At 73.0% G+C, this 11,693-nt stretch carries 12 protein-coding genes; 3 read left to right on the plus strand and 9 right to left on the minus strand.

Annotated elements, in window-relative coordinates; translation table 11 throughout:
• Nucleotides 1-27: 27 nt before the first annotated feature.
• Nucleotides 28-1,143: an ATP-dependent DNA ligase gene (locus O7614_RS09825; RefSeq protein ID WP_278138152.1), complete on the minus strand. Its 1,116-nt coding sequence runs from the start codon at nucleotides 1,141-1,143 to the stop codon at nucleotides 28-30.
• Nucleotides 1,144-1,279: 136 nt separating this feature from the next.
• Here O7614_RS09825 and O7614_RS09830 point away from each other — a divergent pair, with 136 nt between their 5' ends.
• From O7614_RS09830 to O7614_RS09840, 3 genes are all read left to right on the plus strand, one after another.
• Complete coding sequence (locus O7614_RS09830) at nucleotides 1,280-1,492, plus strand: hypothetical protein (protein WP_088946855.1); 213 nt, start codon at nucleotides 1,280-1,282, stop codon at nucleotides 1,490-1,492.
• Nucleotides 1,493-1,582: 90 nt separating this feature from the next.
• Nucleotides 1,583-2,005: an SRPBCC family protein gene (locus O7614_RS09835; RefSeq protein ID WP_278138153.1), complete on the plus strand. Its 423-nt coding sequence runs from the start codon at nucleotides 1,583-1,585 to the stop codon at nucleotides 2,003-2,005.
• Between the two features lie 192 nt (nucleotides 2,006-2,197).
• Nucleotides 2,198-2,701 carry a DUF1990 domain-containing protein gene (locus O7614_RS09840; RefSeq protein ID WP_278138154.1) on the plus strand — a complete coding sequence of 168 codons (504 nt, stop codon included), beginning with the start codon at nucleotides 2,198-2,200 and terminating at the stop codon, nucleotides 2,699-2,701.
• 21 nt (nucleotides 2,702-2,722) lie between these two features.
• Here O7614_RS09840 and O7614_RS09845 read toward each other — a convergent pair whose 3' ends face one another.
• The 8 genes from O7614_RS09845 to O7614_RS09880 form a co-directional block, all read right to left on the minus strand.
• Nucleotides 2,723-3,643: a DNA-3-methyladenine glycosylase 2 family protein gene (locus tag O7614_RS09845; protein WP_278138155.1), complete on the minus strand. Its 921-nt coding sequence runs from the start codon at nucleotides 3,641-3,643 to the stop codon at nucleotides 2,723-2,725.
• 124 nt (nucleotides 3,644-3,767) lie between these two features.
• Nucleotides 3,768-4,415, minus strand: coding sequence for a hypothetical protein (locus O7614_RS09850; RefSeq protein WP_278138156.1), 648 nt, complete (start codon nucleotides 4,413-4,415; stop codon nucleotides 3,768-3,770).
• Nucleotides 4,416-4,618: 203 nt separating this feature from the next.
• Nucleotides 4,619-5,395 carry a zf-HC2 domain-containing protein gene (locus O7614_RS09855; protein ID WP_278138157.1) on the minus strand — a complete coding sequence of 259 codons (777 nt, stop codon included), beginning with the start codon at nucleotides 5,393-5,395 and terminating at the stop codon, nucleotides 4,619-4,621.
• Entirely contained in the window at nucleotides 5,392-6,084 is a 693-nt protein-coding gene (locus O7614_RS09860) for a sigma-70 family RNA polymerase sigma factor (protein ID WP_278138158.1), read from the minus strand. Before O7614_RS09860 ends, O7614_RS09855 begins: the two co-directional genes overlap by 4 nt.
• Before the next feature lie 144 nt (nucleotides 6,085-6,228).
• Nucleotides 6,229-7,086, minus strand: a complete 858-nt coding sequence (locus tag O7614_RS09865) for a fused MFS/spermidine synthase (RefSeq protein WP_278138159.1) — start codon at nucleotides 7,084-7,086, stop codon at nucleotides 6,229-6,231.
• 16 nt (nucleotides 7,087-7,102) lie between these two features.
• On the minus strand, nucleotides 7,103-8,065 hold the full coding sequence (locus O7614_RS09870; RefSeq protein ID WP_278142206.1) for a hypothetical protein: 963 nt from the start codon (nucleotides 8,063-8,065) through the stop codon (nucleotides 7,103-7,105).
• Between the two features lie 2 nt (nucleotides 8,066-8,067).
• Complete coding sequence (locus O7614_RS09875; RefSeq protein WP_278138160.1) at nucleotides 8,068-10,542, minus strand: SMC family ATPase; 2,475 nt, start codon at nucleotides 10,540-10,542, stop codon at nucleotides 8,068-8,070.
• Nucleotides 10,542-11,690: an exonuclease SbcCD subunit D gene (locus O7614_RS09880; protein ID WP_278138161.1), complete on the minus strand. Its 1,149-nt coding sequence runs from the start codon at nucleotides 11,688-11,690 to the stop codon at nucleotides 10,542-10,544. The genes O7614_RS09875 and O7614_RS09880 overlap by 1 nt, the downstream gene beginning before the upstream one ends.
• Nucleotides 11,691-11,693: the final 3 nt, after the last annotated feature.

Consider the following 11,693-nt stretch of genomic DNA (forward strand, 5'->3'; position numbering starts at 1 on the left):
TCCTCCGAGGTCGGGTCGACGGCCAGGCTACGCCGAGCCGGTGGCGGCCCGGTCCACGGTGGCCGTCGGGTCGCCGCGCAGCACCTGGTCCACATCGAAGCGGACCGGGCGGTCGAGTTGGTCGTAGCGGCAGGATCGGGGATCACGGTCCGGGCGCCAGCGGACGAACTGGGCGGTGTGCCGGAACCGCTCGCCCTCCATCGCGTCGTAGCCCACCTCGACCACCAGCTCCGGGCGCACCGGCTCCCACTCCAGGTTCTTCGTGCCGGTCCACCGGCTCACACCACCCGGGATGCGTTGGCCGCGTTCGTGATCGCCGTGCACCCACGGGTGCTCGCCGCCGGTGTCCCGGTAGGGCGCCAACTCGTCGAGCAACTCGGCCCGGCGGGCCATGCTGAACGACGCGCTCACCCCCACGTGGTGCAGGACCCCGGCGTCGTCGTAGAGGCCGAGCAGCAGCGAGCCCACCACCGGGCCGGACTTGTGCCAGCGGAAGCCGGCCACCACGGCGTCGGCGGTGCGGGCGTGCTTGACCTTGAACATCAACCGCTTGCCCGGCTCGTACGGCAGGTCGGCCGGCTTGACGATCAACCCGTCCAGCCCGGCGCCCTCGAAGACGTCGAACCAGCGACGCGCGGTGTCCGGATCGGTGGTGACCTGGGTGACGTGCACCGGTGGGCGCACCCCGGCCAGCGCCTCGACCAACCGCTCGCGGCGGCGTGGGTAGGGCTGGTCGAGCAGGGCCTCGTCGCCGATCGCCAACAGGTCGAACGCCACGAAGTCGGCCGGAGTGGTCTCGGCCAGCATCTTGACCCGGGACGCGGCGGGGTGCACGCGCTGGGCCAGCAGCTCGAAATCCAGCCGAGGCTGGCTGCTCGGCCCGTCGCGCCGGATCACGATCAGCTCACCGTCGACCGCGCACCGCTCGGGCAGCTGCCGGCGGGCCTGCTCGACCACCTCGGGGAAGTAACGGGTCATCGACTTTCCGCCCCGGCTGGCCAGCTCGACCTCGTCGCCGTCGCGGAACACGATGCACCGGAAACCATCCCACTTGGGCTCGTAGGTCAGCCCGGGCGTGGTCGGCAGCTTGGGAACGCTCTTGGCCAGCATCGGCTCGACCGGAGGGTTGATCGGCAGGTCCACGGCGACCAGTCAATCAGACGGTACCGACAGTCGTGAGGCAGATCACCGTGGGCCGTGCGGTGGCGTGTCCGCCGCTGCACCCCCTCGTCCTGACCGACCGAATTCAATATCCGCAGGTCAGAGCTAAGTTCGCGAGGTGTCCGAGTGGGTCTGTGACTGCTGCGGGCGGTGGCGGGTGAGCGTCGAGCTGATCCGGGGCCGCTACCGCTACCGGCTGACCCGCCGTTACCCGGAGCGGTTCGGCGGCGGGCGCGACGTGCTCGGCGAGGTCGGTTCGGTGCCGGAGCTGGAGGAGCTGCTGCGTCGGCGTACCCCGTTGAGCCTGGCCGACCTGCGCGAAGCCGCCTGATTTAGCAGGTTGCGTGCGAGTGTCACGATCCGCAGGGAGTCGTCGTCTGCACCGTGGCGGTGCCGACCGGCGCCGCCGGGAGGAGACACGATGCGGTTCGAAGCGGATACCGAAATCGCCGCCGACGTCGAGCAGGTCTGGGCGGTGTTGGTCGACGTGCCGCGCTGGCCGGAGTGGACGGCCTCGGTGTCGCGGGCCGAGCGGGGGGAGCCGGGGCAGCTCGCCGTCGGCGCGACGGCCCGGTTGGCCCAGCCGAAGCTGCGGCCAGCCGTGTGGCGGGTCATCGAGCTGACCGAGGGACGGGCGTTCACCTGGGCCTCCCAGACCCCGGGGGTACGCACCCTGGGTGAGCACCGGCTGGTGCCGCTGCCCGACGGGCGCACCCGGGTCGAGTTGGCGATCGCGCAGTCCGGGCCGCTGGCCGGCGTGATCGGCTGGCTGTACGGCGACCTGCTCCGGCGCTACCCGCGTCTGGAGGCCGACGGGCTCAGGCGTCGGAGCGAGCGGGGCTGACCGCCGGCTTCTCCAGCACGGCCAGCCCGCTGCACGGTGAGGATCTCGCCGGCGTCCGCGACACCGGCCGGGACGATGCTCGCCTCGACGCTCATCGGGGCAGCACACCACGACCGCCGATGTCGTCGTCGGGAGGCCCCGCCCGCGCCGGCCGTACGCTGGCCCGTGTCCAGCCGACAACGAGGGGGAGCGGTGGCCGAGCTGACGTACCCGGAGGTGGGGCGGACCCGGCAGGGGGCGCTGCCCGGCGGCTACCACCACCTGCGCCACCGGTATCCGCTGCCGCCGGACAGTTTCGACACCGCGGCCGAGGCGGTGCTGAGCTGGCGGCTGCACCGCGCCGCCGGGGTCCGGATGCGGACCACCGCCGCACGCGCCACCGAGGGTGTGCTGGTCAGCGCTGGCCTGGGCGTCGGCCCGGCCCGCATCTGGGGGCCGTGTCAGGTGATCTGGAGCGAGGAGTCGCCCACCCGCGCGGGCTTCGGCTACGGAACCCTGACCGGGCATCCCGAGCGGGGCGAAGAGGCGTTCGCGGTCGGCCGCGAGGACGACGGCGCGGTCTGGTTCGAGGTACGCGCGTTCAGCCTCCCGGCCCGCTGGTTCACCCGTGCCGGTGGCCCGGCCGTACGGGCGGTGCAGCACACGTACGCCTGGTGGCTCGGCCGTACCCTGCGGCGACTCTGCGCGAGCCGCTGAACCCCGGCGCTCCGGCGTGGCTCAGTACCGGGCGAAGGAGCGGATCGGCGCGCGCGGGCCGTACTTCGGCGCCTGGATGCCGGCTGCCTCCAGCAGCAGACACACCCGGCCCCGGTGGCCTCGGAACGGCTCCAGCAGGGCCACCATCCGGGCGTCGTCGCCCCTCGGCTCACCGGCGAGCGCCCAGGCGACAGTGTTCGGGATGTGGTAGTCGCCGACGCTCACCGCGTCCGGGTCGCCGTACGCGATCCGGACCACCTCGGCGGCCGTCCACGGCCCGATGCCCGGGATGGCGGTCAGCCGACGGGTGGCGTCGGCCGCGTCGGCGCTGCGCTCCAACCGGTCGGCCAGCGCGGCGGCGCGCCGCAGCGTGTCGGCCCGGCGCTGCTCGACCCCGAACGGGTGGAACACCCAGTACGGGGTGGCGGCCACCGCGGTGGCCTCGGGTGGCAGGAGCAGCGGCTGCAACGGGCCGGGCGCGGGCTCCCGGAAGTGCCGGACGGTCGCCGCGTACGCCCGGTACGCCTCCTTGCCGGTGACCTTCTGCTCGAAGATCGCGCGCAGCAGCCGAGGGAAGACCTGGCCGGTCGCCGGCATTCGTAACCCCCGCTGCTCCCGGGCCAGCCGGGCGACCAGGGGATGTGCGGCGGCCAGTTCGGTGAAGCCGGTCAGGTCGTCACGCAGACCGGCGATCGCGTCGGCGCGGTCCAGGACGTGCTCGGCGCCCGGCCCGTAGCCTTCCGCGAGCAACTCGCCGCCGGCGGCCCGCAGGGCGAGGGTGGCCGGGCCGTCCGGGGTGCGGGCGGCCCACCAGAAGGTGCCGGCGGCGACCCGGGCGCACGGGTCGTACGGGCTGAACGTGAGCGCGCGGACCGAGGCTGCCAGCCGGTAGCCGACCGGAGGGCGTAACACCCTGGTCGCGGCGGGTTCGGTAGCGGTCACCCGCCCACTCTGCCACGTGCCGGACGGGACGTCGGCACCACCGGTATGCCGACGTCCCGCGTACGACCGATGGTCGGCCGCGCCCTCCCCGGCAACGACCGACCACCGTGACCTCGTGGTGGGCTCAGTACGAGTAGCCCGAACCCCCGGCGTCGCTCGCGCCGCTGTCCGACGGCGGTGCGACCGCCTTCGGCGTCGAGGTGGGCAGGCAGCTCAGGTTCTTCTTGCCGTCCGGCTGGACCACGAACCAGGTGCCACCGACAGCCTGGCCCTTCCACTGGCCGGGCTTCTTGTCGCCGATGTAGCGGTACACCGGCCAGCCGCCGATGGTGAGCTGGCGGGTGCCGTCCTGGCGGGTCACGCTGCTGACCTTGTCGTCGGAGACGCCGGTGAGCTGAGGGTTGCCGTCGGTCAACGCCGGGGGCCACACCTCGGCGCACTTGTCGACGCAGTTCGACGACGGCGGGTCGGCGGTGTCCTTGTCGAAGCGGTAGAGGATCCAGCCGTCCTCGTCGGTGACCACCTTGCCCATCCGGGCGACGCTCTTGCCGGTCAACTTCTCGGTCAGTTCGACGTTCGCGGGCGGCGCGTCGGCGGCCGGCGCCTCCGCGGATGCCGAGGCCTCCGCTACGACCGACGCGGTGGGCTCGGCCGCGGCGACGGCGACCGGCTCGACCGCGCTCGAGTTCGCGGGGTCGTAACCTGCGGGAGCGCAGGCCGTAAGTGCGACCATCGCGCTCGCGACGATGACGGACCGCTTCATCTGTGCCACGTGCCCTCCTCATTCTTGGCAGTTCACCCATAGGTACGGGGTGTGGGCTGTCAAGGTTGAAGAAGTAACAGTGGTCAATTTCACGTTCTTTGATTGAACCGAATAGAGTGGAGATCCGTACGCTCCTGCACGGATGACTTTCCCCAACGACAGATCGGCACCGGTCATTGTGATAATGACCGGTGCCGATACCGTACGCGAGCCTACATGGGCACGGTGACCAGCGGACTCGCCACGCCGTTGGCGTCGACCGACTGCACCTGGAGCTGCTTGATGTCATTCACCAGAGCAGACGTCGAAGCGCTCAACTCAAGACCCTGCGGGCGGGCACTGGTGCCGTAACCACCCTCCGGCACCGACCAGGTCGATATCACCTCGGGGTCGGCGTTCTTGCGCACCACCACCAACCGGCAGACGCGCGGGCCGGGCAACTTCCGCAGGCTGAAGTTGATCCGGGTGCCGTAGTCCCGCTTGACCAGGAACACGGTCGTCTGGACACCCGTGGTCGGGTCGATCGCGTCGACCTGGTCACCCTCCTCCTCGGTGCCACCCACACCCGGGCCACTCGGCGGAGCCGTCGGCCCACTCGTCTGCGGGTCGAGCGGAGCGTTCGACGTCGGACCGGCGACCGGAGTCGACCCGCTGTCGGTCACGCTGACGAACCCGTACCCGGTCAGACCGCCGAAGACCACCACCGCGGCGGCGGTCGCCAACATCTGCCGAAACCGGGTACGCCGACGGTCAGCCCGGACCGCGCCCAGCGTCCGGTTCAACAGAGCCGGGTCGGTAGCGGTCTGCTCCATCGCCATCATCGTCTCGCCGTCGATGTCGGAGAGCAGGCCCACCACCGGCACCATCGTCTCCAACTCGGCCGCACACGCCCAGCAGGTCGCGAGATGCTCCTCGAACCGCTCGGTATCCTGCTCGTCGAGCACACCGAGCGCGTACGCCGCGACGTCCATGTGGTCCGGCCGGCTCATTCTGTCACCCCCCGCTCCTGCAGAGCCGTGCGCAGCGCGCGCAGCGCGTAGTAGACCCTCGACTTGGCCGTGCCGAGCGGCAGCCCCAACTCCTCGGCGGCCTCCGGCACCGTCCGCCCCCGGAAGTACGTCGAGATCAGGATTTCCCGGTGCGACTGACTGAGCGTACGCAGGGCGTCCGCGACGGTCATCGTGCGCAGCACCCGGTCGGTGCTGTCCGCCTCGGCGAACGCCGTGAGATCCCGGTCGTACGTCTCCGCCGGCCGGGCCTCCTGGCTGCGGTGCTCGTCGATGGCGATCCGCCGGGCCACCGTGACGAGCCACGGTCGCAGCGAGCCCTGCCCCTGGGTGCCCAGGCGGTGCGCGTTGCGCCAGGCCCGCAGCAGCGTCTCCTGGACGATGTCCTCCGCGCGCTGCCGGTCCCCCCCGGTGAGGCGCATGACGAACATCAGCAACGGACCGGCGTGCTCGGCGTAGAGCAGCTTGATCAGTTGGTCGGAGTGGCTGGCCTCGGTCGTCGTCGCCTGATGGCGCCCGGGCGCCGGTCGCGGCGTCACCGGACCATTCTGGCGAGACGTCGCTCGCGCGTCGACCCCCCGGGCAGACGAGGTCGGCCGCGACGAGGACCGCGCCGACAACCAGTCAGCGCGTACCGCGTCGCCATGCCAGCCGGCCGCCACCGCATGCATGCAGACCTCCGGGGTTTCCGTCACCAACGTCGGCCCACGAGGCGGGCCGCCCGGTGGTACGCACCGCCGCCCCGAACGGATCAACGAACCGCGGAAAAAGTTCTGTGCCGCTGTCGGAGCGCACAGTCAGTGCGGGGTGGACGGTCAGCGGCGTACCGAGAACAGGCCCGGCGGCGGGGGATCGGAACCGGTCGCGTCGGCATCCCGGACAACCTGGGCGCCGCTGGTGAAGCGGTCCAACTCGTCGCCGGCCACCACCCGACCCGGGAACCAGTCGCCGGCAGCGCGCCGGGTCAGCTCCGGCACCGGCGGTGTGGTCCGTCCGGCGACCAGCACCAGGTTTCCGTACCGACGGCCACGCAGCACCGCCGCGTCCCCCACCAGACACGCCTGCGGCAACACCGAGCGGACCGTGGCGACCTGCCCGCGGGCGTGCCGCAGCGGCGGGCCGTCGGCCAGATTCGCCAGATACCAACCCGAGGGGCGGAGCACCCGGGCCACCTCCGCCGCGTACTCCACCGACGTGAGGTGAGCCGGGGTACGCGCACCGGCGAACACGTCGGCGACCACCACGTCGAAACTCGCGTCCCGGGTGGAGGTCAGCACGGCCCGGGCGTCCTGCACCCGGACCCGCAGCCGCGCGTCCGACGGCCACGGCAACACCCGCCGGACCAGCTCCACCAACGCACCGTCCACCTCGGACACCCGTTGGGTCGACCCGGGCCGGGTGGCGGACACGTACCGGGGCAGGGTCAGCGCCCCACCGCCCAGGTGCAGCACCCGCATCGGCTCACCGGCCGGAGCGATCAGGTCGACGGCGGCGGCCAGTCGCCGCACGTACTCGAACTCCAGATGGGTGGGATCGGTGAGGTCCACATGCGACTGTGGTGCGCCGTCCAGCAGCAGCGTCCACGAACCCGACCGGTCCGGATCCGGAACGAGTTCGGCCTGCCCGGTGTCCACCTGCTCGACCACCCGGTCAGCCGCCCGTTTGCGTCCCATCGCTACCAGTGCCCGTCTACCGCGCCGCGCGCGCCGCGGCGGTCAGCGCGCGGTGCAACAGCCGGGAGTCGCCGAGCAGGGCACGCAGCCGGCGTTCCAGACCGGCGATCGGGATCAGGTTCTGTGGCGCCCGCGGATCCTTGTACGGCGTTGAGGCGAAGCGCGGCAGGGTGACCAGCGACAGGTCGGCCAGCTCGATCGCCGCCTCGACGGGCAGGTCGGCGGAGCACTCCACCCGGACGATCCCCGCCCACGGGGCACCGATCGCCACCGGCAGCCGCAAATACCACGACCAGCCACCCCAGGCGGTGCCCAGCCGGAACACCGGTGAACGCTCACCCGACGCCAGACCGACCACCACCGCCGTCAGCCGGGCATCCAGATATTGACTGTGCTGGGTCTTGATGTAGCCCAACGTGCGCGGCAACTGCCGGCGACTGCGTAGCGGGCCGTCCACCACCAGCAGGTCACCGTCGACCCGGGCGGCGTCGGACACCGCCACCTCCAGCGCCGTCAGCGGACCCTGCACCGCGGCCGGCAGCTTTCCCAGCTCACCGGTGCCACCCACCCGGTGCACCGGATAGCGGATCGCACCCGCCACCACGTCCTGCGCCGACGGGCTCGCGGTGAACAGACCCCGACCGACCCGGGTGCCGGCCAACTGCGCCGCCCCCCGGCCCAGGTCGCACCGCACCACCCCGGCCGCGTACGAGGCGGCCAGCCCCGGAAACGAACCGCCGTCGGCCTCCGCCGTCCAGATGCTCGCGTCGATCCGGCGAACCCCGTCGACCAGCAGCACCACGTCGGGCGCGCGGACCCCCTGGCGTACCCCGATCGCCCGCCAGTCCACGGCGGGCAGCTCCACGTCCGCGTCGACCTGCGCGCTGCTCGGCGCGGCAGGCCCGGCGGCGGACGCCTCGAACGACGCCCCGTACGCCGGATCCCACGAGTCGACGAAGAACGCGGCGTCGCCCCGCACGCTCACCGGCCGGTCCGTTCGATCCGCGACGAGCGCGCATCCTTGCGCACCTCGAAGCGAACCGGAATCCGCTCGGCCAGCGCCGGCACGTGGGTGACCACGCCGACCATCCGGTCACCCCGCGCGGCCAGGTTCTCCAGGGTGGCGGCCACCGTGTCCAGGGTGGCCGCGTCGAGCGTGCCGAAGCCCTCGTCCAGGACGATCGACTCCAAGCTCGCCGCCGTTGTCGACATCCCGGCAAGCTGCTCGGAGAGCGCCAGCGCCAACGCCAACGACGCCTGGAACGTCTCACCACCGGACAGGGTGCGCACGCCCCGGCGCAACCCCGCGTCGTGGTGGTCGACGACGAGAAACTCGCCCTTGTCGTGCACCAGCTCGTACTGGCCGGAGGAGAGCTCGCGCAGGATCCCGGACGCGCCGTCGACCAGCAGGTCCAACGCCTCCGCCAGCAACCACCGCTCGAAGTTGTTGGCCCGCAGGTGGCCGGCGAGCGCCCGCGCCACCTGCGCCTCCCGCTCGTGCACGGCCCGCTGCTCGCGGAGCGTGCCGGCCTGCTCGCGGCGCTCCCGCAACCGTCGTCGGTCGGCCTCGGCCCGCTCCACCGCGACGGTCGCGGCGTGCACCGGATCGTCACCGACCGGCACGTCGACGGCCGCGAACCGGGCGGCGATGTCGCGCTGCACCGCCTCGGCCACCGCCTCCGCCTCGGTCACCGCCGACACCCGACCGGCCCGGTCGGCGCGGCGGCGGTCCGCCTCGGCCGTCGCCCACCCGGTCAGCGCAGCCCACGCGGCGGCCACGTCGTCCCGGTCGGTCGCCGGCGGGCCGAACCGGGCCAACCCGTCCCGGGAGGTGTCGAAGGCCCGCCACGCCGCCCGCAGCCGCTCCTCGGCGGCGTCCACCCCGGCTCGGGCCTGGCGCGCGGCCTCACGACCGGCCCGAACCGCGGTCGCCGCCGCCTCCAGCGCACCCCGCAACCGGGCGTGCTCGGCCAACTCCCGGCGCAACACGGCCGGCTCCGCCGCGCCGTCGAGCTGCCCGTCCAGCTCGGCCAGCCGGGCGTCCAACTGCTCCTGCCGGGCCCGCGCCTGCACCAGCAACCGCTCCAGGTCGCGCGCTGCCGCGTCCCGCTGCTGCACCGTCGTCTGCGCCGCCTTGGTCGCGGCCCGCGCCGCCTTACCCGCCGCCGTCGCGGCCGCCACCGCCGAGTCGGCCGGCACCGCCGGCACCTGCGCCACCGGCTGCTCGCAGACCGGGCAGGGCGCGCCGGCGTGTAGGTGCACCCGCAGGCTGACCGCCAGATCGGTGGCCTTCGCCTCCTCGTGCGCCCGGAAGGCCGCCTCCAGCTCGGCGTCGGCCCGCTCGGCCGCGGCGCGGGCGTCGGTCAGTGCGGCCACCGCCGTGGCGTGCTCGTCGTTCGCCGCGCCCACCGCCGCGCGGACCGTGTCCGCCTCGCCGGACAGCCGGTCCCGATCGTCGTACGCCCGCAGGAGCAGCCGCGCCGCGCTCTCGTCGCCGGTGCCGGCCAACTCGCCGCGCAGCTTCTCCTCCCGCTCCTCCGCCAACGACACAGTGGTCGCCGCCGCCTCGGCCTCCGCGCGCGCCGCGGTGACAGCCCGTGCCACCTCGGCCACCCCGCCCGGTGCGCGCACCCCGGTCAGCACCCTCAGCTCGTCGTCGAGGGCGGTCAACGCCGCCGCCGCCTCGCGCGCGGCGGCCCGAGCCGCCGTCAGCTCCGGCACCGCCGCCGTCACCGCCGCGGCCAGCTCCGCCATCCGCTCGACCCGGGCATCGGCGTCGGCCAACGCCTCGTCGTCCACGCCGGTGAGCCCGGCGAGCAGCTGGTCGACCGCGTCGAGTTTGGCGTCCGCCTGCGTGGCACGCGCCGTCGCCCGCTTCTGCACGTCCTCGTAGACGCCCAGGCCCAGCAGGTTGACCAGGATCTGCTGCCGCGTCGCCGGCTTCGCGTGCAGGAAATCGGCGAACTGCCCCTGCGGCAGCACCACACAGCTGGTGAACTGCTCGTACGGCAGCCCCACCGCGTCCAGCACCGCCTGCTCCATCTCGGCGGGGGTGCCCGCCACCACCTCGCCGAGGTCGTCCGGGCTCAACCCGGTGTCCAGTTTGGTGACGTCGAAGCCGGCCGGCATCAGCTGCAAACCGGCGTTCGCGGTCTTGACGTTGCCCCGGCCGTCCCGGCGGACCACCCGGGTCGCGACGTAACGGGCCCCACCGGACTCGAAGACCAACCGCACCCGGGCCTCGGTCGCCGACGGTGCGAGCGCGTTGGCCAACCCCCGTGCGCCACCCCAGCGAGGCACCATGCCGTAGAGGGCGAAGCAGATCGCGTCCAGCACCGTCGACTTGCCCGAACCGGTCGGGCCGATCAGAGCGAAGAAGTCGGCGTCGGTGAAGTCGACTGTGGTGTCGTCCCGGAACACCGTGAACCCGGCCATGTCCAAGCGCATCGGACGCATCAGTGCTCGACCTCCTCGAAGAGCTCGTCGAAGAGTTCTCGGACGCCCTCGTCGGCGTGGCCCCGACTGTCCAGATAGTCGGCGAACAACTCCCGGGGCGAACGCCCCGACCGTTGCGCGATGCGGGCACCGCTGCCCGGCGCGGTCAACAGCTCCGGGTCGATCCGGATCTCCAGCGCCCGCGGCAGCAACTCCTGCACCTCCTCGCGCAGGCCGGCGCGGGGTTGCTCCCGCACGAACACCCGCAGCCAGGCATCCGGGGCCTCGATCTCGGCGAGCTGGGCCAGGGTGCCCCGCACCGTGCGCAGCGCGCTCGCGGCGGTCACCGGCACCTCCCGCACCCGGGCGGCGGTGCTGGCCGTCACCTCGACGATCGTCACCGAGGGGACGTTCTCCTGTTCGCCGAAGTCGACAGCCAGCGGGCTGCCGCTGTAGCGCACCGGGCAGGGGCCGATCACCCGCTGCGCCCGATGCAGGTGGCCCAACGCCACGTAGTGCGCGGTCGCCGGGAAGACGGTGGCCGGAACGGCGTAGCCCAGCACCGTGTGCGCGTCACGTTCGCCGCCGCCGGTGGACGCGCCGGTCACCGTCAGGTGCGCGGTGACCAGGTGCACCCGGTCCGGTTCGGTGAAACCCTCGGTCAGTCGCCCCAGCACCCGGCCCAGGTGGTCGGCGTACGTCTGGTTGGTCTCCGCCGCGGTCAGCTCGTACATCTCCAGCGCGCGCACCGCGTACCGCTGGGACAGGAACGGCAACGCGGCCAGCCGCCACCGCTCGCCACCGGCGGTGATGCCGTCGATGACGTGCTCGTCCGGGTTTTCCCGCACCCCGCCGCGCAGGGTGATGCCGGCGGCCTCGGCCCACGGGCGCAGCGCGTCCAACGCGGGCCCGTTGTCGTGGTTGCCACCGATCGCCACCACGTCCGCGCCGGTGCGACGCAGCGCGGTCAACGCCCGGGTGACCAGCCGGGTCGCCTCCGAGGTCGGCGCGGCCGTGTCGTAGAGGTCACCGGCGACGATCACCAGATCCGGCTGCTCGGCGCGGGCGATGTCGATCACCCCGGCCAGCACGGCCTTGTGTTCCTCGGCCCGGGACTGCCCCTTGAGCACCTTGCCCACGTGCCAGTCGGAGGTGTGCAGGATCTTCACAGT

This window comes from Micromonospora sp. WMMD961 (assembly GCF_029626145.1).
GTDB lineage: Bacteria > Actinomycetota > Actinomycetes > Mycobacteriales > Micromonosporaceae > Micromonospora.